This is a genomic window from Mesorhizobium sp. L-2-11 (assembly GCF_016756595.1).
Classification (GTDB): domain Bacteria; phylum Pseudomonadota; class Alphaproteobacteria; order Rhizobiales; family Rhizobiaceae; genus Mesorhizobium.
Window position 1 is genome coordinate 2,542,000 of sequence record NZ_AP023257.1, and the last position, 26,809, is coordinate 2,568,808.

26 protein-coding genes are annotated in these 26,809 nt (G+C 63.0%); 10 read left to right on the plus strand and 16 right to left on the minus strand.

The annotated features are described in order from the left end of the window. The 4 genes from JG739_RS12155 to JG739_RS12170 are packed head-to-tail and all read right to left on the minus strand — an operon-like array spanning position 1 to position 4,617. On the minus strand, positions 1 to 1,632 hold the full coding sequence (locus JG739_RS12155; RefSeq protein WP_446720562.1) for an ABC transporter ATP-binding protein: 1,632 nt from the start codon (positions 1,630 to 1,632) through the stop codon (positions 1 to 3). Between the two features lie 41 nt (positions 1,633 to 1,673). Next, a complete protein-coding gene (locus JG739_RS12160) occupies positions 1,674 to 2,501 on the minus strand; it encodes an ABC transporter permease (RefSeq protein ID WP_202366663.1) in 828 nt (275 codons plus the stop codon). Then, positions 2,498 to 3,439 (minus strand): ABC transporter permease, encoded by a 942-nt coding sequence (locus tag JG739_RS12165; RefSeq protein ID WP_202366664.1) that lies wholly within the window; start codon positions 3,437 to 3,439, stop codon positions 2,498 to 2,500. The genes JG739_RS12160 and JG739_RS12165 overlap by 4 nt, the downstream gene beginning before the upstream one ends. After that, positions 3,421 to 4,617, minus strand: coding sequence for a C45 family autoproteolytic acyltransferase/hydolase (locus tag JG739_RS12170; protein ID WP_202366665.1), 1,197 nt, complete (start codon positions 4,615 to 4,617; stop codon positions 3,421 to 3,423). Before JG739_RS12170 ends, JG739_RS12165 begins: the two co-directional genes overlap by 19 nt. 139 nt (positions 4,618 to 4,756) lie before the next feature. On the opposite strand from JG739_RS12170, the gene JG739_RS12175 reads away from it, so the two are divergent. Next, positions 4,757 to 5,689, plus strand: coding sequence for a GntR family transcriptional regulator (locus tag JG739_RS12175; protein WP_202366666.1), 933 nt, complete (start codon positions 4,757 to 4,759; stop codon positions 5,687 to 5,689). A gap of 205 nt (positions 5,690 to 5,894) precedes the next feature. Here JG739_RS12175 and JG739_RS12180 read toward each other — a convergent pair whose 3' ends face one another. Beyond that, entirely contained in the window at positions 5,895 to 6,074 is a 180-nt protein-coding gene (locus JG739_RS12180; protein ID WP_202366667.1) for a hypothetical protein, read from the minus strand. A gap of 296 nt (positions 6,075 to 6,370) precedes the next feature. Here JG739_RS12180 and JG739_RS12185 point away from each other — a divergent pair, with 296 nt between their 5' ends. After that, positions 6,371 to 6,805, plus strand: coding sequence for a hypothetical protein (locus JG739_RS12185; RefSeq protein WP_202366668.1), 435 nt, complete (start codon positions 6,371 to 6,373; stop codon positions 6,803 to 6,805). A 363-nt stretch (positions 6,806 to 7,168) separates the two neighbouring features. On the opposite strand, the gene JG739_RS12190 is transcribed toward JG739_RS12185, so the two are convergent. Then, complete coding sequence (locus tag JG739_RS12190) at positions 7,169 to 7,453, minus strand: acylphosphatase (protein ID WP_202366669.1); 285 nt, start codon at positions 7,451 to 7,453, stop codon at positions 7,169 to 7,171. A 164-nt stretch (positions 7,454 to 7,617) separates the two neighbouring features. On the opposite strand from JG739_RS12190, the gene JG739_RS12195 reads away from it, so the two are divergent. Both JG739_RS12195 and JG739_RS12200 read left to right on the plus strand, forming a co-directional pair. After that, positions 7,618 to 8,430 (plus strand): hypothetical protein, encoded by an 813-nt coding sequence (locus tag JG739_RS12195; RefSeq protein WP_202366670.1) that lies wholly within the window; start codon positions 7,618 to 7,620, stop codon positions 8,428 to 8,430. Then, a complete protein-coding gene (locus JG739_RS12200) occupies positions 8,423 to 9,175 on the plus strand; it encodes a metallophosphoesterase family protein (protein WP_244749835.1) in 753 nt (250 codons plus the stop codon). Before JG739_RS12195 ends, JG739_RS12200 begins: the two co-directional genes overlap by 8 nt. Positions 9,176 to 9,191: 16 nt before the next feature. Here the strand turns inward: JG739_RS12200 and JG739_RS12205 are convergent, their stop codons facing one another. From JG739_RS12205 to JG739_RS36025, 5 genes are all read right to left on the minus strand, one after another. Beyond that, the gene (locus tag JG739_RS12205; RefSeq protein WP_202366671.1) at positions 9,192 to 10,382 is read right to left on the minus strand and encodes an NADH-quinone oxidoreductase subunit D; all 1,191 of its coding nucleotides are present in this window, start codon (positions 10,380 to 10,382) and stop codon (positions 9,192 to 9,194) included. A gap of 142 nt (positions 10,383 to 10,524) precedes the next feature. Continuing rightward, entirely contained in the window at positions 10,525 to 10,965 is a 441-nt protein-coding gene (locus JG739_RS12210) for a hypothetical protein (RefSeq protein WP_202366672.1), read from the minus strand. A gap of 161 nt (positions 10,966 to 11,126) precedes the next feature. Beyond that, the gene (locus JG739_RS12215) at positions 11,127 to 11,351 is read right to left on the minus strand and encodes a hypothetical protein (RefSeq protein WP_202366673.1); all 225 of its coding nucleotides are present in this window, start codon (positions 11,349 to 11,351) and stop codon (positions 11,127 to 11,129) included. A 116-nt stretch (positions 11,352 to 11,467) separates the two neighbouring features. Then, positions 11,468 to 12,604 carry an NAD(P)/FAD-dependent oxidoreductase gene (locus tag JG739_RS12220; protein ID WP_202366674.1) on the minus strand — a complete coding sequence of 379 codons (1,137 nt, stop codon included), beginning with the start codon at positions 12,602 to 12,604 and terminating at the stop codon, positions 11,468 to 11,470. 2 nt (positions 12,605 to 12,606) lie between these two features. Next, entirely contained in the window at positions 12,607 to 12,732 is a 126-nt protein-coding gene (locus JG739_RS36025; RefSeq protein WP_274609453.1) for a hypothetical protein, read from the minus strand. Positions 12,733 to 12,873: 141 nt separating this feature from the next. Here JG739_RS36025 and JG739_RS12225 point away from each other — a divergent pair, with 141 nt between their 5' ends. Next, positions 12,874 to 14,259, plus strand: a complete 1,386-nt coding sequence (locus JG739_RS12225; RefSeq protein ID WP_202366675.1) for an aspartate aminotransferase family protein — start codon at positions 12,874 to 12,876, stop codon at positions 14,257 to 14,259. Here the strand turns inward: JG739_RS12225 and JG739_RS12230 are convergent. After that, entirely contained in the window at positions 14,225 to 15,334 is a 1,110-nt protein-coding gene (locus JG739_RS12230; protein ID WP_202366676.1) for a nucleotidyltransferase family protein, read from the minus strand. The genes JG739_RS12225 and JG739_RS12230 overlap by 35 nt on opposite strands. Positions 15,335 to 15,822: 488 nt before the next feature. Here JG739_RS12230 and JG739_RS12235 point away from each other — a divergent pair. Next, a protein-coding gene (locus JG739_RS12235) for an IS630 family transposase (RefSeq protein WP_446720497.1) occupies positions 15,823 to 16,766 on the plus strand; the annotation gives its coding sequence in 2 pieces (ribosomal slippage) (positions 15,823 to 16,159 and positions 16,159 to 16,766; 945 coding nt in all). A gap of 166 nt (positions 16,767 to 16,932) precedes the next feature. Here JG739_RS12235 and JG739_RS12240 read toward each other — a convergent pair. The 4 genes from JG739_RS12240 to JG739_RS12255 form a co-directional block, all read right to left on the minus strand. Beyond that, a complete protein-coding gene (locus JG739_RS12240; protein WP_244749837.1) occupies positions 16,933 to 18,030 on the minus strand; it encodes an alcohol dehydrogenase family protein in 1,098 nt (365 codons plus the stop codon). Between the two features lie 140 nt (positions 18,031 to 18,170). After that, entirely contained in the window at positions 18,171 to 19,550 is a 1,380-nt protein-coding gene (locus tag JG739_RS12245) for an aspartate aminotransferase family protein (RefSeq protein ID WP_202366677.1), read from the minus strand. 176 nt (positions 19,551 to 19,726) lie between these two features. Further along, a complete protein-coding gene (locus JG739_RS12250) occupies positions 19,727 to 21,220 on the minus strand; it encodes an NAD-dependent succinate-semialdehyde dehydrogenase (protein ID WP_202366678.1) in 1,494 nt (497 codons plus the stop codon). Positions 21,221 to 21,546: 326 nt separating this feature from the next. Further along, positions 21,547 to 22,038, minus strand: a complete 492-nt coding sequence (locus JG739_RS12255) for an Lrp/AsnC family transcriptional regulator (RefSeq protein WP_202366679.1) — start codon at positions 22,036 to 22,038, stop codon at positions 21,547 to 21,549. An 83-nt stretch (positions 22,039 to 22,121) separates the two neighbouring features. Between JG739_RS12255 and ehuR the strand changes: the two genes are divergently transcribed. From ehuR to JG739_RS12275, 4 genes are all read left to right on the plus strand, one after another. Continuing rightward, positions 22,122 to 23,507 carry a MocR-like ectoine utilization transcription factor EhuR gene (gene ehuR, locus JG739_RS12260; RefSeq protein ID WP_202366680.1) on the plus strand — a complete coding sequence of 462 codons (1,386 nt, stop codon included), beginning with the start codon at positions 22,122 to 22,124 and terminating at the stop codon, positions 23,505 to 23,507. 121 nt (positions 23,508 to 23,628) lie between these two features. Then, positions 23,629 to 24,414, plus strand: a complete 786-nt coding sequence (gene ehuA / locus JG739_RS12265; protein WP_202366681.1) for an ectoine/hydroxyectoine ABC transporter ATP-binding protein EhuA — start codon at positions 23,629 to 23,631, stop codon at positions 24,412 to 24,414. Between the two features lie 93 nt (positions 24,415 to 24,507). Then, entirely contained in the window at positions 24,508 to 25,359 is an 852-nt protein-coding gene (gene ehuB / locus JG739_RS12270) for an ectoine/hydroxyectoine ABC transporter substrate-binding protein EhuB (protein WP_202366682.1), read from the plus strand. Between the two features lie 242 nt (positions 25,360 to 25,601). After that, on the plus strand, positions 25,602 to 26,765 hold the full coding sequence (locus JG739_RS12275) for an IS4 family transposase (RefSeq protein ID WP_202365813.1): 1,164 nt from the start codon (positions 25,602 to 25,604) through the stop codon (positions 26,763 to 26,765). Positions 26,766 to 26,809: the final 44 nt, after the last annotated feature.

Here is a 26,809-nt window from a genome sequence, read left to right on the forward strand (position 1 = left end):
TCATCGCGCCACTGCCTTGCGTGCGCCTGCGCCATCGGCGAAATGGCGATCGATCAGCATCGCGGCATCGAGGAGGGCGCGTGTGTAGGCGTGGCGCGGTCGATCGAAGACGTCGTCGCGGTCGCCGATCTCGACAATCCTTCCATCCTGCATGACGGCGACCCGATCGGCAACCTGCTCCACCGCGCCCAGATCATGCGAGACGAACAGGCAGGCGAACCCGTAGCGTTCCTGCAACGACCGGATCAGAAGCAGAATCTGTTTCTGCACCGTCATGTCGAGCGCCGAGACCGGCTCGTCGGCGACGACGAAGGCCGGTCGCCTGACGATCGCCCGAGCGATCGCGACGCGCTGGCGCTGGCCACCCGAAAGCTGATGCGGGAAACGCTCGAGAAGGTCGCGCGTCAGCCCCACTTCCTCGATGACCTCGTCCCTGCGCGCGGTCCGCCGCTTGCGGTCCAATTCGGTGTCGAGCTTCAGCGGCTCGGTGACGATCTCGGCAATCGACTGACGAGGGTCGAGCGACGAATAGGGGTCCTGGAAGACGATCTGCATTTCACGACGCTGCGCACGCGCGTCAGCGGATCGATCGTTTGCAATCGCCGTGCCAAGAAACGAGATCGTACCACTGGCCGGCCTGACGAGACCGACAATGGCGCGCCCGAGCGTCGTCTTGCCGGAGCCCGACGCGCCGACCAGCGCCAGGGTTTCGCCGCGCCGGATGGTCAGGTCGACGCCGTCGACGGCGCGCTTCGGCGGCGCGCGCCTAAACAGCCTGGGACGGCCCGGATAGTCGATGACGACATTGCTGATCTCGACCAGGGGCGGGCCGTCGACGGTTTTTCTCGATCCGTCGGCGCTGCGCTTGGGAAGCGCATCCACCAGCCGCTTCGTGTAATCGTGCTGCGGTGCGTGAAGCACCTGAGTGCTGTTTCCCTGTTCGACTGCCTTGCCTTCGCACATCACCGTCACGTTGTTCACATAGTGGGACACCATGCCGAGGTCGTGGCTGATCAGCAGGACGGCGGTTCCGTTCTCCCGCGTCAGCTCGACCATCAGGTCAAGCACGTCGCGCTGCACCAGCGTGTCGAGCGCGGTGGTCGGCTCGTCGGCAATCAGCAGGCGCGGCTTGAGCAGCATGACCGATGCGAGCATGATGCGTTGGCGCATGCCGCCGGAGAATTCGTGCGGATAGGCCGCAAGGCATTTGCCGGGGTCCTTGATCTGGATCCTCTCCAGCATTGCCAGCGAGCGGTCCTTTATCTCGGCGCGCGACATGGCGCGATGCAGGCGCAGACCCTCCGCCATCTGCTCGCCGATGGTGACGGCGGGATTGAGCGAGACCATCGGCTCCTGGAAAACCATGCCGATCCGGGCACCGCGTATCTGGCGCAGCGCCTTTGCGGCGAGGCCGGTGAGCTGTTGTCCTTCGAAGTGGATGCTGCTGTCGGGCGTCGTGACCAGCGGGGCAGGGAGCAGGCTCACGATCGAGCGGGCCGCCATCGTCTTGCCCGAACCGGATTCGCCGACCAGCGCCAGCATGTCGCTGGGGGCGAGGTCGAAATTCAGCCCGTCGACGATCCGCTTTCCCGATGGCCCGACCGAGATCGACAGGTTGCGCACTGAAAGCATCGTGTTGTTGTCCGCGGTCGGCACGAGCATGTTTCCAGGACCTATATTTTCGGGTCGAGCCAGTCGCGCACCGCGTCGCCCAGCATGTTGATGCCGAGCAGCGTGATCGAGATGCAGAGACCCGGCAGGATGATCAGATGCGGCGCCTGGCCGACATAGGGCCGAGCTGTCGACAGCATGTTGCCCCAGCTCGGCGCCGGAGGCGGGACGCCCAGTCCAAGAAAGCTCAGCGCACTTTCCGACAGGATGATCCAGCCGAACATGGTGGTGGCGAGCACGATGATCGGGGCAACGCAGTTGGGCAGCACGTGCCGCGCCATGGTGATGATCTCGCTGTTGCCCATCACCCGCGAGGCCTCGACATATTCCCGCTCGCGAATGGACATCACCGAGGCCCGCACCACGCGCACCACGATCGGCATGTAGGCAAGGCCGAGCGCAACGATGATACCCTCGCGGCTGGCGCCGATCACCGCCATCAGGCCGAGCGCCAGAAGCAGGCCGGGGAACGCGAGGAAGGCGTCGTTGACCATCATGACGACGCGATCGACCCAGCCGCGCAGGAAACCGGCGAGAACGCCGAACACAATGCCGAGGATCAAGGCGAAGGCGACTGTCGCACAAGCGATCCAGGCGCTGGTCCGGGCGCCGCTGGCGAGGCGGCTGAGCACGTCGCGCCCGAACTCGTCGGCGCCGAGCAGGTGCTGAGGCGACGGCCCGCTGAGCCGCGACGGTAGATCAAGCTTGAGCGGATCGTAGGGCGCGATCCACGGGCCGAACACAGCCAGAAGGATCAATGCCCCGGTGACGGCGATCCCGAAGGTCGCATTGAATTTCAGGCCTGGCCGGCCGAGCGCACGGGCGATCATGCGGCGACCCTCGGATCGAGCAGCGGATAGACGAGGTCGACGAGAAGGTTGACCACGACATAGATGAAGGCGACGAACAGCATCGTTCCCTGGATCAGCGGATAGTCGCGGGCATAGATGGCATCGACCAGCAGCCGGCCGAGGCCGGGAATGGTGAAGACGGTCTCGATGACGACGATGCTGGAAAGCAGGCTGCCGAGCACCAAGCCGATCAGGGTCAAGGTGGGCGCGAAGGCGTTCTTGAAAGCATGGCGCCACATCACAGCGCTTTCGGAAAGTCCCTTTGCCCGCGCATGGGTGATGTATTCCAGCCGCGCCACCTCGATCGTGCTGGCCCTGGCCATGCGCGCGATCGGGCCGGACTCGACGAGCACCAGCGTGACCACGGGCAGGATCACATACAGAGCGGCTTGCGCGAAGTCGCGGCTGAAGGGCACGTAGCCGACGATCGGCAGCCAGCCGAGATAGAGGCCGAAGATCAGCATCAGCATCAACCCCAGCCAGAAACTGGGGATCGAAAGCAGGATGGTCGAGGTGGCGACGACGGTGATGTCGCCAAAACTGTCCTGTCTCCAGGCGGCCAGCATGCCGGCCGGCACGGCGATGGCGGAGGCGACAAGCACGGCCAGGAGGACGATGATCGAGGAGACGGCGAAACGGTCGAGGATCAGCGGCAGCACCTCCTGCCCGCTGCCGATCGAGCGTCCGAAATCGCCTGAAAGGACGTTGCCGGCCCAGATCAGATATTGCACCACCACAGGCTGGTCGAGCCCCATCTGATGCCGCATCGCATCGACCTGTCCGGGCTGTGCGAGGTCTCCCAGCATCAGCGTCGCAGGATCACCCGGGATGAAGCGCATCATCACGAAGACTGCAACCGACACCAGGACGAGTGTCGGTATGGCGCTGGCGATCCGGGTCAGGACAAAGCGGACCATCGTTTCTCCTGTGAAATCGAAGGTTTCTCCCGTGCCGGCATCGCCTTCTCGGCGCGCTCGCGGACCTCGTCGTCGAGGGTGAGTTCGTAGCGGGTGAATTCGCGGTTCTCGGCCGGCAACGGTGCGATCTCCATGACGCCGGCGGCTGGTTCGAAGACGATCATCGCGACCGTCGCCGAGAGATTGCCGCCTTTCTTCCTGATCCGCGGACGACAGACGCTGAACGGCGAAGCGAAATCGTCGAACAGGGCTTCCTTCAAATCGTCGATCGTGACGTCCCCATGCCGCGCCGACAGGCGACGGCGCACGCGCTGGTCGCGATAAAGACTGTCCGGCACGTCGCGAAGCCCGGTTTCGCGCAGCTTCGACAACGCCACGGGGCTCTGCCAGTGATTGGCGTGGACGATCATGTCGTCGTCCGGATAGATAGCGAAGGCCTCGTCCGGCGCGCATTCGAAATCGACCGTGAAGCCCTCGGCGGTGCTCAGTATCATGTTGTTGGAGCCGGATTTCGGTGTCGTCGCCACCACCTTGATGGCGTCGGCGAAATGCTGCGCTTCAAGCGCCCGGCGCCGGATGAAGGGCAGCGGAATTCCGATCTCGCGATAGTCGCGGTCCGATTCGAGATAGTTCGCGGTGATGCCGATGCCGGCCGCGTTGAAGCCGCTGCGCGCCAGTCCGCCGGCTTCGGTGAAGGTCAGGAGGTCCGGCCCGTCCGTTCGCCGGATGCGCAGCACCACCGAGGTCTCGGCGCATTCGGCCTTCCAGTCCCAGTTCTGGCCATGGATGAGCCTGCCGTTTCGGGTTGCCTCCGGCAAAATCACAGCGCCGGTGCAGCCGTCGGGCTCGTCGTCGGAAATGCCTTTCTCGCGCCGGGCCAGCTGCAGGATTTCGGTACGCGCGTTGACCAGGACGATCGAGGACAGGTCGAGATTGGCGCCTGACGCGATCCCTTCCATTTCCTCAACGAGATCGGGCGCCCATTGCCGTAAGCGAGGCAGGAAGATTTGGGAGAACCGCGCGACATCGTCCCGCCTGAAGCCGAACCGGTCGAGCTGGCCGGCATAGAGCGCCACCGATGCGCCGATGCGCCCGCGCGCCTGTTCGCCATAGGCCATGCCGCGCGCTCTCGGCGCCCCATCGATCTCGACAAGCGGAAAAGGTGCGACTGTTGTCATCAAGGAAGCCTCAACTCGTTGAGTTCGGATACTAATGCATTTTGATTGAATGAAAAGCAGGAAAATTCGATAGATTGCCAGTTCGAACTGCGTGGCGCATATCTATAATGCGAAAATGCGAACGCCTGAGGAAGTGCCTATGAATGAAACGATCATCGACCGGCCGGCGCGCGGCGAGGCGGCCAGTCCGCTGCAGATCGATCTGGCGCGGCGGATCCTGGAGCGGATCAGGGATTCGGGCTGGGCGGTTGGAACCCGCGTCTCGGTGCCCGACCTTGCCCGCACCTTCGGCGTCTCGCGTTCTCCCATCAGCGCGGCGTTGGAGTTGCTGGTCGCCCAGGGCATCTTGTGCCCGTTCGAGACGAGGGGGCTGCAATTGGCGCGCGAGGTCGCCGACCTCGACCCTGAGGATATCCTGCCCAGTTCACCGCTCGAGGAGCTTTACCGCAGGATGATGCGCGAGCGCGCGCTCGGTCAGCTGCCGCAGGAGGTATCCGAGGCGGAACTGATGCCGCGCTATCAGGTGTCGCGCGGCGTCGTGCGCAAGCTTTTGCTCCGCTTTGCCGCCGAAGGGCTGGTGCAGCGCCTGCCGGGGCATGGCTGGCGTTTCGCCGACACACTGGTCGGCGAGGACGCCTACCGGGAGAGCTATGAATTCCGGACGGCCGTCGAATGCGCGGCGCTGCGATCGCCCATGTTCAAAGCGGATCCTCAGCAGCTGGCGCCGGTCCGCCGCGCTCACGAGCGCATCCTGGCGATCGTATCGACGGGCAAGACGCTGATCGGCGGCGACGAATGGTTCCGGATCAACGCGTCCTTTCACGAAGGGCTTGCGGCCTGTTCCGGCAACCGGTTCCTGGCAGATGCGGTGCGCCAGCAGAACAATCTGCGCCGGTTGCAGGAATCGGCGGGTTTCGAGGAACTGCCGGCGGAACGCATCGAGCAGTCCTGCCGGGAACATCTGGCCATCCTCGATGCCGTCGAGGCGGGCGAGATCGAATGGGCCGAGGCGCTGCTGCGCCAGCATCTAAGGCAGGCATCCGAGTTCGCTTCGCCGCAGCGCTCGATCTGATGCCTGCGATATCAGCGACGATGAGCATTTTCCGTCGTCATTTTCCGCGCCGCCTGATCACCACTGACAGCACCGAGACGACGGCGACCGCAGCCCGCATGCTGGCCACTCAGTGAGCCAACGCGCCGACACCATTCGGCATCCATGACGGACTGGCATGACGGACTTGGTATGACGGACTGGGCGAACGAGCGTCTCCGCTCCGTCAAATGTCGGGATTTTTGGGAGCGATTTTCAGCGGCGCATCATTTTCATCCGGATTGGGAACAGGAGCTTCGTCGGGAAGTCTGTCCGGGTCCGGCTCACGCACGGGCTTCGGCTCAGGAAACGGCGGCGGTGTGGGCGCGGGAGTGGGCGTTGGTTCGGGAGTGGGAAGAATGGCCATGCTGTGATTTCCTTCCGCTCGCGCTCTGCCTTGGCGGGTTGCCGACATCGGCTGGGTTTTTTGAAGCCACCCGTATCGATCGGTTTTCGATCGGGCTGCGCACGCAGAACGACCACGCATGCCTATGGTTCCGACGCGAGCCTGCGATGATCCCGCAGGCATCGGCATTCCTGGCCGGACGGGGCCGTCAGAAAAGTGATCGAATGGTCCGCGCATGAGGGCCTTGCCGGCGTCGTGGAGCGCCATAATTTCCATTTCAGGGTGGGACGAACTCACCTGCTGAATAGGAGGCGGCCGTGAAGCACCAAACACTTGACCAACTGCATACCGTTGCCGACGTTCACGCTGACGCAACAGACCTCGTAGCGACCCGAAGCCAGCGTCTCGAACGTTGGGCGAAACTGCTGGAGAAAAATCCCGATCGACGTCTCGAAGCGTTGACGGGCACCGAATACAAGTCCCCTGAGATACGCGAGAAAATGCGTTACAACGACTCGCCTCTCACGGTTGCCTTCGAGGACCCGATCTTTCGCGCGCAAGGCTTGAAAGATGACACCTACGGCGAAGCCAGGCGCTTCTTCGAGCTGACCGACTGGCAGCTGCACGAAATCGTCTGCCATTGCCATGTCGGCGCCACGATACGAGCGCGATGGGCAGCCTCTCGCGTCCGTGCGGCAATGTCCGAGAGGTTTGGTTTCTTCGCCTGGCTGCGAGGAATATTCATGCACTGACGCTACGGGCATTCACGCTGCCGGCATTTATGCCGGGCGCCGGCATGTTCGGGTGATGGGGGCGGCGAAGTGATTTCCACGCCTCGCATCAGTGGTCGTTGATGAGCGGATAGGCCGTTTCGGCGGCGATCCGCCATCGGCGAAGCTTGAACAATAGGCTCGATATCACAGGGATGCGCCAGTCGGCGGGCGCCGTGTGGCGGCGATGATCGAGACTACCGTCATCCTCGATGGCAGCCGCTGCCTCCGCAAGCCTTGTCCTTGACCTGGTTGCGGAACCGCTGGCTGTCGATTGTTCCCCGCGCAAGGCAAGGTGGCCTGGCCTTCGATTGAGCCTCGGTTTCCTCAAGCCGGTACACACCTCTAGCCGATGATCCTGAATCCGTTCGGCTCCAGGCCGGCATCGACGTATTGTGATGTCACGCTGGCGACCGACGCTCCGGTCGGACCTTTCCAGAGCCGGTCCATCATGGTCGAAATCGCGCCTTCGGCTCCGACGATCAGTGCCGTTACGGATCCATCCTCCTCATTGCGAACCCATCCCGAAAGACCGAGCCTCTCGGCCTCGGTCCGTGTCCACACGCGAAACGAGACGCCTTGCACCCTTCCCCTCAGTCTGACCCGTACCGCTTTGCGCCCGTCCTCCATGGTCACCTCCGTGCAACTGGTTTGTTCACACCTTCAACTCACCAGCGGCGAAAAAGGCTCCGCCATTACATTTTACGCATGATGTCGGCAACGGAACCATGCGGCGGCGGCTTTGTTTAAAGACGGACAGCTGCAGGTTGCTGGGCTTCGGAGCCGCGATTTTCATGACCAACGATTCTCCAAAGGGAGGCGCCATCCCCGCGTCCGTTCCGACGATCGACGCAAAAGCGGAGCCGACGCTTCGCTACGCCGACGCCGAGGTTTTCTACACCGAGGCGATTCGCGAACTCAGCGTGACGGACATTCCCTTTCTTGTCGCCGGCACCTATGCGGTGAGCGCCTACACCGGCGTCACCCGCCAAACCAAGGATCTCGACATTTTCTGTAAGGCCGGCGACTACGCCCGCATCCTCGCCCATTTCAAGCAGGCCGGTTATGCGGTCGAGATATTGGATGACCGCTGGCTCGGCAAGGTCTTCAAGGGCACGCATTTCTTTGACGTCATATTCGCATCGGCGAACGGAACCATGCCTGTCAGCGACGAGTGGCTGGAGCACGCGAGGCAAATCGATTTGCTGGGCAGCCGGGTGCGGATCGTCGGTCCGACGGAGCTTATCTGGTCCAAATGCTTCATTCAGGACAGAGGCCGCCATGACGGCGCCGACATCGCTCATACCATCCTCAAGGCTCAGGATCAGATCGACTGGCACCGGCTGCTTTCCTACCTCGAAGTTCACTGGGAGGTGTTGTTGATGCAGCTTCTGAATTTTCGATGGATCTATCCAAGCGAGCGCGATCACATTCCCGCCTGGCTGCTCGACGAATTGCTTGACCGGCTCGCCAAGCAGAGGGAGTTGCCTACGCCCCGAATGAAGATCTGCCGCGGGCGCCTGCTTTCGCCGACCGACTACGAGATCGACGTCAAGGAATGGGGCTTTGCCGGCGTCGGCGGAACAGGAGAATTTCGCGATGGCTGAAAGGAACAAAGCTGACATGGCAACGACCGAGACAGACCGCACAGTCAGGATTGCGGCTGTCGGCGACCTGCACGTGCAGGAAGACGCCCAGGCTTCCTGTCGTGATCTGTTCCGCGAAGTTTCGCGCGAAGCAGACGTTCTCGTGCTCACCGGCGATCTCACCAATCTCGGCAAACCGCGCGAAGCCGAAATCCTCGCGGAGGATTTACGCGCCTGCACGATCCCGGTCGTCGCCGTGCTCGGCAACCACGACTATGAATCCGGTGCGGTCGAGGACGTCGCCCACATCCTTCGGCAGGCGGGCGTCCATCTTCTTGACGGCCAGACGACGGAAATCAAGCAGGTCGGCTTTGTTGGTGTGAAGGGTTTCGTTGGCGGTTTTGGATCACGCATGCTCGGCTCCTTCGGCGAGCCGGCGATCAAGGCGATGGTCGCCGAAAGCGTCAACGAATCGATGCGGCTCGAAAACGCAATGCGGCAGGTTCGCACCGAGCGCACGCTTGTCGTCTTGCACTACGCTCCGGTGGTCGAGACGGTGGCCGGCGAACCACTGGAGATTTTTCCGTTCCTGGGCTCGTCGCGGCTGGCGGAGACGATCGACCGGTTCAAGGTCAGCGCGGTGGTGCATGGCCACGCGCATCGCGGCGTCTATGAAGGTCGCACGCCCGGCGGTGCCCCGGTCTATAACGTCGCCATGCACGTGGCGAAGCCGACCGGCCGTCCCTACGCACTGCTTGAAATCTGAAACACCCCGCGCCTGGTCAGCGATCGATCTCGCCGAACACGATATCGAGCGACCCGATGATCGCAGCGACGTCGGCGATCATGTGCCCGCGCGACAGAAAATCCATCGCCTGCAGATGGGCAAAGGACGGCGCGCGGATCTTGCACCGATAGGGAGTATTGCTGCCGTTCGAAACCAGATAGACGCCGAATTCGCCCTTCGGCGCCTCCACGGCGGCATAGACCTCTCCGACGGGCACGCGAACACCCTCCGTGTAGAGTTTGAAATGGTGGATCGTCGCTTCCATCGAGCGTTTCATGGTCGCCCGCGGCGGCGGCGTGATCTTGTGGTTCGGAATTGCCACCGGCCCTTGGCCTTCGGGCGATCGCAATTTCTCCAGGCACTGCTTCATGATCCGTACCGACTGGCGCATTTCCTCCATGCGGACGAGATAGCGGTCATAGCAGTCGCCGTTCTTGCCGACGGGAATGTCGAAATCCATCTCCGGGTAGCATTCATAGGGCTGCGCCTTGCGCAAATCCCATGCTGCGCCCGAGCCGCGCAGCATGGGGCCCGAGAAGCCCCAGGCCCAGGCGTCATCGAGGCCGATCACACCGATATCGACATTGCGCTGCTTGAAGATGCGGTTTTCGGTGAGCAATTCGTCGAGGTTGCCGCAAACCTTGAGGAACGGATCGCAGAAATTCCAGATATCGTCCAAGAGTTTCGGAGGCAGGTCCTGGTGCACGCCGCCGACCCGGAAATAATTCGCATGCATACGGGCGCCGGAGGCGCGCTCGTAAAACACCATCAGCTTCTCGCGCTCGGCGAAACCCCAGAGCGGCGGCGTCAGCGCGCCGATATCCATGGCCTGCGTCGTGACGTTGAGGAGATGCGACAAGAGCCGGCCGATTTCGCAAAACAGGACACGGATGAGCTGTCCGCGCTTCGGAACTGAGATTTCCAACAACTTCTCGGCGGCGAGGCAGAACGCATGCTCCTGGTTCATCGGCGCGACATAGTCGAGCCGGTCGAAATAGGGCAGGGCCTGCAGATAGTTCTTGTACTCGATGAGTTTTTCGGTGCCGCGGTGGAGCAACCCGATATGGGGATCGGCGCGGTCGACGATCTCGCCGTCCAGTTCGAGCACCAGGCGCAGGACGCCGTGAGCAGAGGGATGCTGCGGCCCGAAGTTGAGGGTGAAGTTGCGAACTGCGGCTTCGACCATGACGCTGCTCCGCTGTACCGGGTTTCAGGGCGAAGCCCGAGTGCTCCGGCCCGCCACGCCCGGACCACCGATCAGGTCCCGCCAATCACCGCCAATTACGTGCCCGCCAATCACGTGCCCCGCCAATCAAGTGCCCCGCCAATCAAGTGGTTGTCTGGATGATCAGCGTCAGCGTGCCGTCGCCATCGATGTTGGCAGCGACGACCTGGGAGGAATCCAGCCCGTTCGCCGCCAGCGCCGATGCTGCCTGTGGCGAGGCATCGATCGAGCTCTGCAGGGTAAGCAGATCTTCAACGCTGGTCTGGGTGATCACGGCCTCGGCTTGCGTCTTGAGTTCCGGCGGCAAATCCTCGAGGGCGACAATCGCAATGCCAGTAAAATTCTGGTCGGTGAAACCCTGATCCGGCAAGGCTTGATCCGGCACGGCTTGGTCAGGCGGCGTTTGGTCAGGCAGGGTTGGATCGGGCAGGGCTTCCGGGGCCGGGGGTGCGATTTGGGGAAGCTGCGGGTCGGTGGATTGCGCGTGGATCGGCTGCGCCAGGGCCAACCCCGAAAGGGCGGCAATTGTCGTCAACATGCGCATGATCATTCCTTCCGTTTTCCGGTTTGCTCGAGGAGGATCACTTGGTGACCACTCAACCATCGTGCCGGGTTATGGTTCCCGTCCGTCATGGAGATGGCCGTCGTGGGATTGGAAAGGTCGCCGACGAAGCTCCGCCACCGCGAGGTGGAGCAGCCTGGCAATCATCCTCCCCAGCCGAGATCGCGATCCGCAACGCGCCGTTCGGCGGCGAGGGCGCGGCGCCGGTGGCTGCGGCCTCCGTTGAGAAAGTCGGCGATCCTTGCCGCCGACTTTGCCGAGGCGAAAGTCAGCAGCCGATCGTGATGGACGACGGGCTCGCCGGTCTCATTGTCCCAGATCTCGAACCGGCAGCTTGGGTTCGGTACGGCTTCGAAACGGATCGTCATATCGATGGTTCCGGTGATCGACGGACCAAGGTTCCGCGATCCCGGCTTATGGATGGCTTACGGGCGTTTGGGATTATGCTTTTGGCAGCGGGCGCGCTAGCGCGGGTCGCCCTCGGCTAGCTTGCGTTGGGCGCGAGGCGCTGCGCGACATGGTCGGCGATCGCCAGGCTTGAGGTCAGGCCGGGGCTCTCGATGCCGAACAGATTTACCAGGTTCTCGACGCCGTGCACCGCCGCGTCCTGGATGACGAAGTCGGCATTGGCTTCGCCGGGACCGGAGAGCTTCGGCCGGATGCCGCTATAGGCCGGCTGCAGGCTGCCATCGGCCAGGTCCGGCCAGTATTTGCGGATCTGTTCGTAGAAGCGCTCGCCACGCGTTGGCTCGACCCTATAGTCGAGTTGATCGGTCCATTCGACGTCAGGCCCGAAGCGGGCGACGCCGTCGAGATCGAGCGTCAGATGGACGCCGAGCCCGCCGGGTTCGGGCACGGGATAGACCAGCCGCGAGAACGGCGCCCGGCCGGCGACCGAAAAATAATTGCCCTTGGCATAGCGAAGTCTTGGCACGAATTGCCGGTCGAACCCGTCAAGCGAGCCGGCAAGTGCCGTGGCGCCAAGCCCGGCGGCGTTGACGAAGCGCGCGGCGGCGATTTCAAAACGCTCGCCGCTGGTGCTGTCGATCGTGTCGAGCACGATGCGCCCGCCCTCGATCCGGCCCCCCTCGATCCGGCCAGAGACGATGCGGGTGTTGAGGCTGAGCACCGCGCCGTGCTCCTCGGCGTCGCCCAGCAGCGCCAGCATCAGGGCGTGGCTGTCAATGATGCCGGTGGCGGGAGACTGCAGCGCCGCCGTGCAGCGCAGCTTCGGCTCCAGCCTGCGCGCCTCAGCTTCGTTCAACGGCACCAGATCGCCCGCGCCGCAAGCAACGGCATTGGCCAGGATCGAAGCGAGCACCGGCTCCTGTTCGGTATTCGTGGCGACGATGAGCTTGCCGCAGCGCGCATGCGGCACCGCCCGTTCCTGGCAATAGCGGTAGAGCTTTTCGCGGCCTGCCACGCAGAGCCGGGCCTTCAGTGATCCGGCCGGATAGTAGATGCCGGCATGGATGACCTCGGAATTGCGCGAACTGGTCCCGGTGCCGATGGCGTTCTCGGCCTCGAGGACCAGGGTATCCATGCCGCGGCGCGCCATCTCTCGCGCGATCGCGAGGCCAATGACGCCGGCCCCGGCGACGATGCAGTCGACATGGTCCACGATCAGGCCACCTCAGCCTTGTTGTTGTGCCTGCTGGCGACCCGTTCGGGGATCAAGCCTTGGCCGTACGCACAGCCGGCTTGGCGCAGGTTCCGGCGTTTAGCAGCCTCGAAGTTGAAATTCTGCATGTCTTTCCGTCCATCCGCCAGCCTTCCGAAAGGGCTTGACACCCTTACAAGAAACGGATGCAGCAAACAGCATTAATCCAGAGGCCGATGCGCGTCGAACGGCACAGGACGCACGTCCCGGCATGCAGGACAGGAACCATCATGGACGCTCGACCGAATTCTCCCGAAGCGCGCGATATCAGCTACCACATGCACGGCTACACCAATGCCCGCAAGCATGAAGAGGCAGGGCCGCTCGTCATCGAGAAAGGCGACGGCATCTATGTCGAGGATCTCGCCGGCAACCGCTATATCGAGGCGATGTCGGGGCTTTGGAGCGTCGCGGTCGGCTTCTCCGAGAAGCGGCTGGTCGACGCGGCGGTGCACCAGATGTCCAAGTTGCCTTACTATCACGACTTCGGCTCCAAATCGCATTCGCCGCTGATCGACCTCGCCGAGAAGCTGGTGCAGATGGCGCCGGTGCCGATGAGCAAGGCGTATTTCACCAATTCCGGCTCCGAGGCCAACGATACGGCCATGAAGATGATCTGGTACCGGTCGAATGCGCTCGGCCAGCCGGCGCGCAAGAAGATCATCAGCCGCATTCGCGGCTATCACGGCGTCACCATTGCCTCGGCAAGCCTGACCGGGCTGCCCAACAACCACACTTCCTTCGACCTGCCGATCGCCAATGTGCTGCACACCTCGACGCCGCACCATTGGCGCGAAGCGCTGCCAGATGAGAGCGAAGCAGAGTTTTCGAGCCGGCTTGCCGACGATCTGGAAAAGCTGATCCTGGCCGAAGGACCGGAAACCATCGCGGCCTTCTTCGGAGAGCCGATCATGGGCGCCGGCGGCGTCATCGTGCCGCCGGCCGGCTACTGGGAGAAGATCCAGGCGGTGCTGGCGAAATACGACATCCTGCTCGTCGCCGACGAGGTGATCTGCGGCTTTGGCCGAACCGGCGAAATGTTCGGCTCGCAGACCTTCGGCATCAGGCCCGACATCATGGTGCTGTCGAAGCAGATCTCTTCATCCTACCTGCCGATCTCGGCTTTGCTGATCAACGAGAAGGTTTTCGAGCCGATTGCCGACGAAAGCAATCGCATCGGTACTTTCGGCCACGGTTTTACCGGCGGCGGCCATCCCGTTGCGGCCGCGGTCGCGCTGGAGAACCTGAAGCTGATCGAGGAGCGCGATCTGGTCGGCAATGCGCGCACGGTCGGGGCGCATATGCAGAAGCGGCTGCGCAGCCTCGCGTCGCACCCGCTTGTCGGCGAGGTGCGCGGCGTCGGCCTGATCGCGGCGGTCGAACTGGTCGGCGACAAGGCGAACAAGACGCCGTGGGAGACGGCCGGCGCGCTGGGCGGGCTCGTCAACGGTTTCATGCAGCAGAACGGCGTCATCTCGCGCAACATGGGCGACGCGATGGCTTTCTGCCCGCCGCTGATCATCACTGAGCCACAGGTCGATGAGATAATCGACGCGTTCGAAAGATCGCTCGAAGCCGCGGTCAAGCAGGTCCCGTTTTCGCAGATGAGCCGCTGAATCCTTCCAGTTCCTCGCCGATTCCTGAAAGTGCGTTGACGATCGTCGCCTCGACGTCGCCACGCTGTTTCTGGGGTATCAAACCAAGTCCTTTTTGTATCGCTTCACGCCAATGTTTCCCTCTGGCCCACGCATCCGAAAACGCGCTGGCGAGATCGTCCTGGCGACGCGTGGCTTCTAGCGCCTCGACCAGGAGTGCGGCCTGGTAGACATCCTTTTCCCGCTTGGCCACGCCGTTTGCGTCGTTCTGTCGGCGCGAGGCGACGATCAGCTTGTGAACCGCATATCGCTCGGGAGACGGGACCACGACAGGCACCCCCGATCGATGCAGCAGCACGGTTCTGATTGGTTGGTGGATCAGAAAATCGAGAAATCGAAGAGGCTGCGCGGATGCACCGCCCAAAGACGGCATTGGGGTTGCATGATCGGCGTAGTCATCGCTGCCCGTGTTCGGCGTAAGGAACTCGACCTTGTATCGGACCGCGTTCTCGAATTGCGTCGCGTGTCCGGGATCCGATCTGTGCGGGATTTGCCTGAAGGTTGGGTCGATCTCCCTCAAGATTTCTAGGATGGGTGGCAGGCTGTCCTCGACCGCAGCCGACACCGAATGAAATTGGGCGAAGTCTGCATCGCCCGTCTGCAACGCTGTACCGGGCAGCTTCACGCCCAGATAGCCCGCGTATGATTGAAAGGCGACCGTGCCGACCAGGACGCCGCGCAACCGGAAGATGCCAGCCTTCCCCAGCGCCTCGACGACATCCCCGGTAAACTTTTCGGGTTCTGTCAGCCCTGCCTCGCGCACGAGCGTGGATACCAGCTTCCTGCGGGCGCGGAGATCGTCCTTGATCTGACGGAAGGATTTGACGCGTTTTGCAATCTCGGGATCACTGTCAGGCCCGACATACCGTCGCGTCTTCGTCGGCTGCGTTTCCTCGAAATACCAGTAGACCTTGTCCTTGACCGGCACCTTGACGAAGTTGCCCGTCGTCGGGAAATCCGTTTCGAAGGCTGCGTCCAAGGATCGCTGGACGAGTTCCGCATACATCGTGCGGTAAACGAGGTCGACCGTCTTCATGCCAGGCGGCTCCGGTTATAAGAAAAATGCGGTTCTCTTATAACGGCATGATCCCGAGCGACGCAAGCGCAGTTATAAGAAAATTGCGAAAAACTTATAATGCCGCAGGAGAGGATCAGAAAAAATTGTTTCCAGCCAAATCAGAATGGTTTTGCTGCGGCATCCAGCTTCCGCAGGGGGAGATCGGCAGCTTCGGAGGCGGCGCCACGATCGGTCCGAAGCGCCAACCACCAACCTTGCAAATAGGACGCTGTCCGCGAAGCTGCCGATCTCCCCCCAAGTGGGGGAGATGCCGAGTCTTGGCAAAGAGGGCAGGACAGAGGGGGGCGCGAAGGATCGCTACAGAGCGCTTTTATTCTGGGCCGCTGCATTCTTCGGCTTGGTAACGGCATGGATCCTAGAGCGGGATGAGATTTATGGGAGTCGTGGGATTCCCAAATCAGCGATGATCTGATTCAACCTTGCTGCTGGGCAGGAGGCCAGCATTGATGGTTGGATATTCAATGGACCTGCGCGAACGGGTTGTTGCGGCGGTCAAGGTTGAAGGGCTTTCGCGGCGCGCGGCGGCTGCTCGATTTGGCGTCAGCTACAGCGCGGCGATCGAGTGGCTGAAGCGGGTGGAACAGACGGGGAGCGTGGCGCCCCGCCAAGTGGGCGGCTACAAGCCGAAGAAGATATCGGGAGCGTGGCGCGACTGGCTTGTCGAGCGCTGCCGGGAGAAGGACTTCACCTTGCGCGGGCTTGTGGCCGAACTTGGCGAGCGTGGCCTGAAGGTTGACTACCGCTCGGTGTGGGAGTTCGTGCACGCCGAGAAGCTGTCTCACAAAAAAAGACGCTGATCGCCGCCGAGCAAGATCGTCCCGATGTTGCGCGCCGACGGAGGCAATGGGTTCTGTATCAGGACCGGATCGACCCCGCCCGCCTGGTGTTCATCGACGAGACCTGGACCAAGACCAACATGGCCCCGCTCAGGGGTTGGGCACCGGTCGGACAGCGGATCAAGGCCAAAGTTCCCAATGGCCACTGGAAGACAATGACCTTTCTGGCTGCGCTGCGTCATGATCGCGTCGAAGCGCCCTGGCTCATCGACGGGCCGATCAACGGCGAGAGGTTCCTCCTCTATGTCGAGAAGGTTCTCGTGCCCACTCTCCAGCCGGGCGACATCGTTGTGATGGACAATCTCGGCAGCCACAAAGGCAAGGCCGTGCGTCGCGCCATCCGAAAGGCCGGCGCGAGGCTCTTCTTCCTGCCGAAATACTCGCCTGACCTCAATCCGATCGAACAGCTCTTCGCCAAGCTCAAGCACTGGCTGCGAAAGGCCGCAAAGCGCACCGTTGAAACGGTCTGCAACGCCATCGGCCAGATTCTCAACCGCGTCACACCGCTCGAGTGCTCAAATTACTTCGCAAACTCAGGCTATGACCGCAGGTAATCTCATCCCGCTCTAGGGTCTGCGCCGCGTCGCTTCGCTCCTTGCTTCGCCCTAGGAAGACGAAGGCGCAGGGGGCTTACGGCTAATCGCCAGCGTTGGAGATGGCGGCTGGAGGCCGGCCCGACAGCGACCGTCCACAGTCGCTTCAGGACTAGGTTCCTTCATCTTATCGGCGATCCGCAACGGCGTCCGGAACCACCACCAGCTTGCCGACAAAATCCTTGGCGATGAAATCCGCCTGGGCGCGGTGGAAATCGGACAGCTTGTAGACACCGCCGACCAGCGGCCGGATTTTCTTGTCCTCGATGTAGCGGACGATACGGCGGAAATCGTGCCGCGTGCCCTGGCTGGAGCCGTGCAGCTGCAATTGCTTGAGATACATGGTGCGCAGATCGAGCTGCACGACCGGACCGGCAATCGCGCCGGCGGTGGTGTAGCGGCCTTCGGGCCGAAGGATGCGCAGCACGTCGTTGAAGATCGCGCCGCCGACGAGGTCGGCAACCACGTCGATCGGCTGGCCGCCGGTCGCGTCGTTGACAGCGGCGGGCAGATCGACGACGCCACGGGTGATCACCGCCTCGGCGCCGATGTCGAGCACTGCCTGTTCCTTGCCCTTGCCGGCGACGGCGTAGGGAATGGCGCCGCGCGCCCGCGCCAATTGCACGATGCCGGAGCCGACGCCGCCCGAGCCGCCGGTGACCAGCACGCGCTCGCCGGCCATCAATGCGGCGCGTTCCAGCATCTGTTCGCCGGTGAGGTAAGCGCAGCAGAAAGTGGCGAGTTCGACGTCGGTCAGGTCGGTGGCGACGACATGGGCATTCTCGGCCGGCACGGTCTGGTACTCGGCATAGCCGCCGTCGCGGCCGTGGCCCATATAGTCGATGTCGGCGAGTGAATCATCGTCGCGGTTGTAGATCGAGAAATCGACCATCACCCGCTCGCCGATGCGGGCCGAAGAAACACCCGCGCCGACGGCAACGATGTTGCCAACCGTGTCGGTGCCCTGGATACGCGGGAAGGTCAGCGTATTGCCCTGACGCCGCCAGGTCGATACGGCGGCAGCATCTTCTTCCGTGCCATAGGCGCCCTGGCGCACCCAGACATCGGTGTTGTTCATGCCGCACGCCGTGACCTTGACCAGAACCTCGCCCGCGGCGGGCGAGGGCACTTTCACATCGGTGCGATAGACAAGCTTTTCCGGCCCGCCGTGGCCGGTCAGAAGCACGGCTGCCATGCTGGCGGGGAGGGAGGGTTTTGCGGTCATCGATGTTGCTTCCAGATATTTGCAAGGTCGCCCAAAACGGGGAGAGGGGGGCAGCCGGCGCTGAGTGCTTGACGCTTCTCCCCGTCCTCGCGGGGAGAGGTGCCGGCAGGCGGATGAGGGGCGGCGCCAAGGTCGACAAATCAGAGATTGGCAAACACGCCCTTCACCGCATCGGCAGTCTTCGATACGACGATGTCGGCCTCTTCGCGTGTCAGGCAGAGCGGCGGCGCGAAGCCGAGGATGTCGCCCTGCGGCATGGCGCGGCCGATGACGCCGCGCTCGGCAAGCGCGGTCGCCACCTGCGGCCCGATTTTTTGCGCGGCATCAAAGAACACGCGATCGTCCCGGTCAGCGACGAATTCGATTGCCGCCAGCATGCCGTCGCCGCGCACCTCGCCGACATTTTTGTGGCCGCCGACGGCTTTCGCCAGTTCGGCACGGAAATAGGCGCCGGTCTCGCCGGCGTTGGTCACCAGGTCCATCTCGTCGATCAGTTCCAGGTTGGCGACACCGGCGGCGACGCAGATCGGATGCGCCGAATAGGTCCAGCCATGGCCTATGCTGCCGAGTTTGTCGGAACCCTGGACTAGCACCTGCCAGACCTTGTCCGAGACGATGACGCCCGACAGCGGCGCATAGGCCGAGGTCAGGCCCTTGGCGATGGTGATCAGGTCGGGCTTGATGCCGTAATGGTCGGAGCCGAACATGGTGCCCAGCCGGCCGAAGCCGGTGACCACTTCGTCTGCGACCAGCAGCACATCGTATTTGTTCAGCACCGCCTGGATCTTTTCCCAGTACAGAGCGGGCGGCGGCACGATGCCGCCGGTGCCGAGGATCGGCTCGCCGATGAAGGCGGCGACCGTGTCCGGGCCCTCGGCCAGGATCATCTCTTCGAGCTTGTCGGCGCAGTGTTGGGAAAACTGCTCCTCGCTCAGCGAGCGGTCGGCGCGGCGGAAATAGTAGGGCGCCTCGGTGTGCAGGATCGGCGCACGCGGCAGGTCGAAGGCGTTGTGGAACAGGTCGAGCCCGGTTAGCGATCCGGTCATCACGCCGGAGCCGTGATAGCCGCGCCAGCGTGAGATGATCTTCTTCTTCTCGGGACGGCCGAGCACGTTGTTGTAGTACCAGATCAGCTTGATGTTGGTTTCGTTGGCGTCGGAGCCGGAGAGGCCGAAATAGACCCTCGACATGCCTTGCGGGGCGCGGTCGATGATCATCTTGGAAAGGGTGATCGACGCCTCGGTGCCGTGGCCGACATAGGCGTGGTAATAGGCAAGATTCCTGGCCTGGGCGGCGATGGCGTCTGATATCTTCTGGCGCCCATAGCCGACATTGACGCAATAGAGCCCGGCAAAGGCATCGATGCTCTTGCGGCCGTTATTGTCCCAGATGGTGACGCCTTCGCCGCCGGCGATCACGCGGGTCGGCGATTCACCCCGCGCATGCGTGCCCATATGGGTCGAGGGATGGAAGAAGTGGTCGCGGTCCCAGGCGGCGAGTTCGTTGGACTGGTCGAGCATTTTTTTGACTCCTTGGAGAAAGATAGTCCCGACGCGGCCTAAGGTGTGTCGAGATTCAGGTCAGGCCGAGTCGAAGATGGCGGCATCCGAGAACCGGAGCGGAGCGTACTTTTCGTACGTGAACACCGGAAGCGCAGGACGCCGCCATTTGCAGACCGGCTGAATGCCGATACACCTTACGCCACGTCCAGGCAGAGATATCTGAGATCGGTAAAGGCTTCGAGCCCGTGGCGCGAGCCCTCGCGACCGATGCCGGACTGTTTGACGCCGCCGAACGGGATCGGCGCGCCGGTGATCTTGACGCGGTTGACGGCGACCATACCGTAGTCGAGCGCGCGGCCTATGCGCAATTGGCGGCTGCCGTTCTCGGTGACGACGTAAGCGACGAGCCCGTATTCGGTGGCGTTGGCGCGGGCGATGACCTCGTCTTCGCTGTCGAAGGGCGTCACCGCGGCGACCGGACCAAAGGTTTCCTCGCGCATGATCAGCGCGTCGTCGGTGACATCGGCGAGCAGGGTTGGCCGGTAGAACAGCGGGCCGGCCGGATGTCTGCCGCCACCGGCAAGGCAGCGCGCGCCATGAGCAAGCGCATCGGCGACCTGCTCCTCGACCTTCTTGACGCCGCGCTCGTGCATCAGAGGCCCGATGTCGGTGTCACCGGCCAGGCCATTGCCGGTCCGCAGCGCCTCGATGCGCCTGGCGAAGGCGGCGCAGAAACGATCATAAATCGGACGCTGGACATAGATGCGGTTGGCGGCAAGGCAATCCTGGCCGGAAGTGGCGAATTTGGCGTCGACGGCGATGGTCACGGCCTTGTCGAGATCGGCATCGGCGAAGACGATCAGCGGCGCGTGGCCGCCAAGCTCCATGATCAGCCGCTTCATCGTCGGCGCGCTTTGCGCGGCGATAAGCCTGCCGATTTCGGTCGAGCCGGTGAAGCTCATGGCGCGGACGCGCGGATCTTCGCACATCCGCCCAACGATGGTCGAAGCCTTGCCGGTGAGTACGTTGAAGACGCCAGCCGGCAGGCCGGCGCGTTCGCCGAGCTCGGCCAGCGCCAGTGCCGACAACGGCGTTTCCGAGGAAGGATGCGCGACGATGGTGCAGCCGGCGGCAAGCGCGGCCGCCGCCTTGCGGGTCAGCATGGCTGCAGGAAAATTCCACGGCGTGACGACGCCGACGACGCCGAGCGGTTCGCGCCGCACCATCATCTCGGCCTTCGGCAAATGGCTGGTGACGCTTTCGGCGTTGAGGCGCTTTGCCTCCTCGGCGTACCATTCGACGAAGGAGGCGGCGTAGTCGATCTCGCCAAGCGATTCCCTAAGCGGCTTGCCCTGTTCGAGCGTCATCAACAGTGCCAGGTCGTCCTTGGCAGCGGTGATCAGATCGAACCATTTTCGCAGGATTCTTGCGCGCTCCTGTGGGAGAGCCGCGCGCCAGGCGGGAAAGGCGCGCGACGCCGCGTCGATCGCCCTGCTCGTCTGCCTGGCATCGAGCGCGGCAACCCAGGCAACAGTGGTGCCCGTGGCAGGGTCGGTCACCCCAAAACTCTCGGCGGCGTCACTCGCCGTCCAGTGGCCGTCGACATAGGCGAGTTGCCGCAGCAGCCGCCGGTCGGCGAGCCGGTCAAGCGCTTCGTGGCGGTGCGGGCGGGCAAAATGCGCGGACATTTTTTGAAGTCTCCCGGTTTTCGAGTGATACGGGAAGACTATGCGCGCCGCGCAGACAGAGAGGCTGTTTGCGCACCTGCGCCTAGAGAGATTGTCTCTATTGGGCTGTCGGAACGGACAATCTCTCCGCTTCTGGCTGGCTATCGCATCTAGGGGAAAGTGCCCTCACCCGGATTGCCAACCGAATTGCAAAGGGCAATTCGGGGCAATCCGACCTCTCCCCGAGGGGAGAAGAGCCAGCGCCGGCGCCAGCCTCTTCTCCCCACCGGGGAGAAGGTGGCCGCGAAGCGGCCGGATGAGGGGGCTCTTTGCGCTTCGCTCAGACCTCACGACGGCACCGGCAACAGATCGGCCACCGGCAAGGCGACCTCCTCCTTCACCGTTTTGGTGACGATGTAGGTGAAATAACGGTCGATGCCGATCTCGCGTTCGAGCAGGGCGTCGACCAACCGCTGGTAGGCGTCGATGTCGCGTGCCATCACTTTCAGCAGATAGTCTACGCCGCCGCCCACCGACCAGCAGGCGACGATTTCGGGGACGTCGCGGATGACCCGCTCGAAACGGTCGAAATCGGCCTGGCGATGGCTGGCCAGCGTTACCTCCATCAGGACGGTGGCCACCGGCGCGACGGCGCGCATTGCAACCCTGGCGTGATAGCCGGCGACGATGCCGGCCTTTTCCAGCTTGCGTAGCCGCATCCAGCATGGCGTCGGTGACAGGCCGACCTTGTCGGCGAGCGCCAGCTTGGTAATGCGCCCGTCGCGCTGGACCGCGTCGAGGATTTTGAGGTCGATCTGATCGAGTTTCGGTGCGGCCATGAGCGTCCACTTTTTCGTCCGCGACACCATGACGGCGCATTATTTCGATTGTCAATTGCACTGATTTCGATCTCTAATATGTCATGACATTGTGGCGTCCAGATCCCGCGCTTATCCGGCGGCCGGCCTATCAATCGCTCGCCGACCAGTTCGCGCGCGCCATTCATGACGGGCGGCTGGCCAACGGCGCGCGGCTGCCGACGCATCGCCGGCTGGCCGACGATTTGAAGCTTTCGGTGCAGACAGTCAGCCGCGCCTATGAGGAACTGATCCGCCGGGGCCTGGTCTCCGGCGAGATCGGCCGCGGCAGCTTCGTGCAGGCGCAGCGCCGCGAGCCGGAGCCGCCCTATCTGCCGGAGCGCCTTGGCGAGGTCATCGACCTGTCGATCCTGAAGCCGGTCTGCGAGCCGATGCATTTGGAGCGGCTGAAGCAGGCGCTGGGCTGGCTCGCCGAGAACCTGCCGTCGACCTCGGCGCTGTCGTTCCGGCCGAACATGGTGTTTCCGCGCCACCGTGCAGTGGCGGTCGAATGGCTGCGGCTGTGCGGTCTCGACGTGTCGGCGCAGAATGTCAGCCTGACCAACGGCGCCACGGCCGGCATGACGGTGGCGCTGATGAGCGTGGCGCCGCCGGGTTCGACCGTCGCCACCGAGGCGATCGGCCACCACACGCTGATCCCGCTGGCGCGCTATCTCGGCTTCAACCTCGAGGGCCTGCCGATCGACGACAACGGCCTGATCCCGGAGGCGCTCGACGAGGCGTGCCGGCTTTCCGACATCCGCGCCGTATTCGTGCAGCCCTCGGTGATCAATCCGACTGCAACATTGATGAATGCCGCGCGGCGCGAGCAGATCGCTGCGGTGGCGCGCCGGCACAACATCGCCATCATCGAGAACGACGTGCTCGGGCCGCTGGTCGAGGGCCGTCCGCCGCCGGTCGCCGCCTTCGCGCCCGAGCGCACGCTCTACGTCACCTCCTTCACCAAGATCGTGCTGCCAGGCCTGCGCATCGGTTATCTCGCGGCGCCCGACCGCTATGTCGCTGCCGTCGCCAACCGGCATCTCGTCTCCAACTGGATGGCGACGCCGATGGTGGCGGAGATCGCGACAAAATGGGTGACCGACGGCACGGCGATGGAACTCGTCCGCTGGCAACGGTCGGCGCTGCGGCGGCGGCAGGAGATTGCCGCCCAGGTGCTTGCCGGGGTCGACTACCGCGTCCATCGCGACGGACTGCATCTGTGGCTGGAACTGCCCGGCGACCGCGCCGAGGAGGGCTTCGTCTCACAGGCCCGCCTGCAGGGCGTGGCGATCGCACCAGGCACATCGTTCCGCATCTCGGCGGCGCCCTGGCAACCGGCAGTGCGCATCTCTCTGGGCTCGACAACCGAGGCGGAACTGCGCGCCGGCCTCAGTGTTGTCACCAAGCTTCTGCTCGGCGACCCGGAGCATCTCCTGCTGGCGATCTAGGTAGACATTGCCGCGAAATTCTGCGGAGTCAGAAACATTGTCATGAGTTTATTTTCCTGATTGACATGATTTGGCGCGTTTCGCATCGTTAAGGCACAGCTTCTCCAGCACGGGGAATTCATTGTCCGCGCCCATCATCAAGATCGACGCCATTTCGAAAAGCTTCGGTACCTTCAAGGTGCTGGACGAACTGTCGATGCAAGTCATGCCGCGCGAGAAACTGGCGCTGATCGGCCCATCCGGCTCCGGCAAGACGACGATCCTGCGCATCCTGATGACGCTGGAGCGGATCGACAGCGGCCACATCCAGATCGACGGCGAGCAGCTTTACCACATGGAGCGCAACGGCCAGTTGCTGCCCGCCGACGAACGGCATCTGGCAAGAATGCGCCAGAAGATCGGCATGGTCTTCCAGCTGTTCAACCTGTTTCCGCACAAGAGCGTCATCGACAACGTCACGCTGGCGCCGATTCTGACCAAGGGCATGCCGCGCGCCGCCGCCGAAAAACGGGCGATGGAACTGCTCGACATGGTCGGCATGGCCGACAAGGCGAAAGCGATGCCGGCGCAGCTTTCCGGCGGGCAGAAGCAGCGTGTGGCGATCGCCCGGGCACTGGCGCTGCAGCCCAGGATCATGCTGTTCGACGAGGTGACATCGGCGCTCGATCCGGAACTGGTCGAGGAGGTGCTGAACGTGTTGTGGCGGCTCTGCTCCGAGACCGACATGACCATGCTGCTGGTCACCCACGAGATGGGCTTTGCCCATGATTTCGCCGATCGGGTTCTGTTCTTCGACCGCGGCAAGATCGTCGAGGAAGGCAAGCCCGACGAGATTTTCCGCAACCCCAAGCAGGAGCGTACGCAAGCTTTCCTGAAGAAGATCATCGCGGCCGGACATCGCGTCTGACTGCCATGCCAAGGCGGCCAAGCCGTCCTTACAGGGCGGCGAAGCCGTCCCGTAGAACGACCAAACCAAAAGAGAAACGAGGAGTTGGGAACAATGAAGAAACTTGGCATTCTGGCCGGCGTCGCCGGTGTTGCGCTGACCGCAATTCTTGCTGCTTCGACCGCGGGATCGGCCGACGACAGCAAGCTCGAAGAGCTCAAGGCACAGGGCTTCGCCCGTGTCGCCATCGCCAACGAGCCGCCCTATACGGCGGTTGCGGCCGACGGCAAGGTTTCGGGTGCGGCGCCCGATGTGGCCCGCGAAATCTTCAAGCGTCTTGGTGTCAACGACATCGTCGCCTCGATTTCGGAATATGGCGCGATGATCCCCGGCCTGCAGGCCGGCCGTTTCGATGTCGTCACCGCCGGCCTGTTCATGAAACCGGAGCGCTGCGCGGCGGTCGCCTATTCGGAGCCGGTGCTGTGCGACGCCGAGGCGATGCTGGTCAAGAAGGGCAACCCGAAGGGCTTCAAGAGCTATGAGGATGTCGCCAAGGATGCCACCGCGACGATCGGGGCGCCGGGCGGCGGCACCGAGGAGAAGCTGGCGCTCACCGCCGGCGTGCCGCGTGACCGCGTCATCGTCGTGCCGGACGGCCAGAGCGGCCTGAAGATGCTGCAGGACGGCCGCATCGACGCCTATTCGCTGCCGGTGCTGTCGATCAACGATCTGGTCAAGAAGGCCAACGATCCGAATCTCGAAGTCGTCGCCCCGGTGGTCGGCGCGCCGGTCTATTGTGACGGCGCCGCCTTCAAGAAGGGCGATGAGGCGCTGCGCGACGCCTATGACGTCGAATTGGCCAAGCTGAAGAAGTCCGGCGAATTCGCCAAGATCATCGAGCCCTACGGTTTTTCGGCCGCGGCGGCGATGTCGACGAGCCGCGACAAGCTCTGCTCGGCAAAGTAGACGCCCTTTTCCCTTCTCCCCGTTTACGGGGAGAACGTGTCACGAAGTGACGGATGAGGGGCAGCGCCAGCTTCTGCCTCGTTGGCTCTGCCCCTCATCTGCCTGCCGGCATCTTCTCCCCGTGAACGCAGGGCTGTCCGGGGAAAGTTTTGAGTGAACCGAAATGCCACATGTGCATGCCCCGTAAAACGGGGTTTGTCCGTCTTTTCTCTGGTTGTCGAGACTCAGAAAAGGAACGGGGCATGCGCTTTGCACCTAGCATCTTCGGGCAGCTTCTTGAACCCATCGATCGGCGTCAATTCCAAGCAATTGTGGATCGCCACGACGGGGATGCGTACGACAAATCGTTCAGAAGCTGGGATCATCTGGTGGCGCTGATCTATGCCCAGTTCTGCGGCAGCAGCAGCTTGCGTGGCCTGGAAGCCGGCTGGAACGCCAACAGCCAGCATCATTATCACCTGGGCAGCGGTCCGTTGATGCGTTCGACCTTGTCGGATGCCAACAGACGGCGTCCGGTCGCCATCTTTGCCGAGGCGTTCGGTCTGGTGGCGAACCTGCTCGACAGGCAAATGCGGCGCGAGGGCGAAGCGATGCTGCGGCTGATCGACTCGACCCCCATTCCGCTCGGCAAACTGTGCGATTGGGCCAAGTCGAACGGGCGCATTCGCGGCATGAAGGTGCATGTCGTCTATGACCCGAAGACCGACTGTCCGCGCATCCTCGACATCACCGACGCCAACGTCAACGACGCCCAGGTCGGTCGCCAGATCACGATCGAAGCTGGAGCGACCTACGTGTTCGACAAGGGCTACTGCCATTATGGCTGGTGGACGGCGATCGCCGAAGCCGGATCGATCTTCGTGACGCGGCCCAAATCCAACATGAGGCTGGCGCTGCTGCGTGATCGCCCTGTAGCCGAGCCGCAGGGCGACGGCTTCCTGGTTGTGGAAGACAGTGAGGTAAGCTTGGTCAGCAAGGCTGCTTGCAAGCTGCCGATGCGGCTGCGTCGCCTGCGCGTTCAGCGCGAAACGGGCGACACCATCACGCTTTTGACCAACGATCTGGAGCGCTCCGCCGTCGAGATTGGACGGCTTTACAAAGGCCGCTGGCACATCGAGCTTCTGTTCCGATGGATCAAGCAGCACCTCAAGATCCGCAAGTTCCTCGGCAACAACGGCAATGCAATCCGCCTGCAACTCTTTGCCGCAATGATCGCCTTTGCGCTGCTGCGCATTGTCGCGCGCACCCGCCGCGTCACTATTCCTATCTTGAGGTTCACAGAACTGGTCGCTCAATACTTGTTCGGGCGGCGGAAACTGCACACCATCGACAAGCCGCCACCGGTCAATCCAAGCCGACCAAAGGACCGAGCCTCCCCCAATCAGATGGCCTTCATATATGAATAACTTTCCCCGGACAGCCCTGCCGTGAACGGGGAGAAGGGGCTGTC

What these genes read in the sequence shown, in the direction of transcription:
- JG739_RS12205 (WP_202366671.1), bottom strand. Translation starts at nt 10,382, where the DNA reads ATGGTCGAAGCCGCAGTTCGCAACTTCACCCTCAACTTCGGGCCGCAG.
- JG739_RS12250 (WP_202366678.1), bottom strand. Translation starts at nt 21,220, where the DNA reads ATGTCCGCGCATTTTGCCCGCCCGCACCGCCACGAAGCGCTTGACCGG.
- JG739_RS12225 (WP_202366675.1), top strand. Translation starts at nt 12,874, where the DNA reads ATGGACGCTCGACCGAATTCTCCCGAAGCGCGCGATATCAGCTACCAC.
- JG739_RS12215 (WP_202366673.1), bottom strand. Translation starts at nt 11,351, where the DNA reads ATGACGATCCGTTTCGAAGCCGTACCGAACCCAAGCTGCCGGTTCGAG.
- JG739_RS12175 (WP_202366666.1), top strand. Translation starts at nt 4,757, where the DNA reads ATGAATGAAACGATCATCGACCGGCCGGCGCGCGGCGAGGCGGCCAGT.
- JG739_RS12245 (WP_202366677.1), bottom strand. Translation starts at nt 19,550, where the DNA reads ATGCTCGACCAGTCCAACGAACTCGCCGCCTGGGACCGCGACCACTTC.
- JG739_RS12190 (WP_202366669.1), bottom strand. Translation starts at nt 7,453, where the DNA reads ATGGAGGACGGGCGCAAAGCGGTACGGGTCAGACTGAGGGGAAGGGTG.
- JG739_RS12210 (WP_202366672.1), bottom strand. Translation starts at nt 10,965, where the DNA reads ATGCGCATGTTGACGACAATTGCCGCCCTTTCGGGGTTGGCCCTGGCG.
- JG739_RS36025 (WP_274609453.1), bottom strand. Translation starts at nt 12,732, where the DNA reads ATGCAGAATTTCAACTTCGAGGCTGCTAAACGCCGGAACCTGCGCCAA.
- JG739_RS12180 (WP_202366667.1), bottom strand. Translation starts at nt 6,074, where the DNA reads ATGGCCATTCTTCCCACTCCCGAACCAACGCCCACTCCCGCGCCCACA.
- JG739_RS12255 (WP_202366679.1), bottom strand. Translation starts at nt 22,038, where the DNA reads ATGGCCGCACCGAAACTCGATCAGATCGACCTCAAAATCCTCGACGCG.
- JG739_RS12195 (WP_202366670.1), top strand. Translation starts at nt 7,618, where the DNA reads ATGACCAACGATTCTCCAAAGGGAGGCGCCATCCCCGCGTCCGTTCCG.
- JG739_RS12240 (WP_244749837.1), bottom strand. Translation starts at nt 18,030, where the DNA reads ATGACCGCAAAACCCTCCCTCCCCGCCAGCATGGCAGCCGTGCTTCTG.
- JG739_RS12160 (WP_202366663.1), bottom strand. Translation starts at nt 2,501, where the DNA reads ATGATCGCCCGTGCGCTCGGCCGGCCAGGCCTGAAATTCAATGCGACC.
- JG739_RS12275 (WP_202365813.1), top strand. Translation starts at nt 25,602, where the DNA reads ATGCGCTTTGCACCTAGCATCTTCGGGCAGCTTCTTGAACCCATCGAT.
- JG739_RS12200 (WP_244749835.1), top strand. Translation starts at nt 8,423, where the DNA reads ATGGCTGAAAGGAACAAAGCTGACATGGCAACGACCGAGACAGACCGC.
- ehuR (WP_202366680.1), top strand. Translation starts at nt 22,122, where the DNA reads ATGACATTGTGGCGTCCAGATCCCGCGCTTATCCGGCGGCCGGCCTAT.
- JG739_RS12230 (WP_202366676.1), bottom strand. Translation starts at nt 15,334, where the DNA reads ATGAAGACGGTCGACCTCGTTTACCGCACGATGTATGCGGAACTCGTC.
- ehuB (WP_202366682.1), top strand. Translation starts at nt 24,508, where the DNA reads ATGAAGAAACTTGGCATTCTGGCCGGCGTCGCCGGTGTTGCGCTGACC.
- JG739_RS12170 (WP_202366665.1), bottom strand. Translation starts at nt 4,617, where the DNA reads ATGACAACAGTCGCACCTTTTCCGCTTGTCGAGATCGATGGGGCGCCG.
- JG739_RS12155 (WP_446720562.1), bottom strand. Translation starts at nt 1,632, where the DNA reads ATGCTTTCAGTGCGCAACCTGTCGATCTCGGTCGGGCCATCGGGAAAG.
- JG739_RS12165 (WP_202366664.1), bottom strand. Translation starts at nt 3,439, where the DNA reads ATGGTCCGCTTTGTCCTGACCCGGATCGCCAGCGCCATACCGACACTC.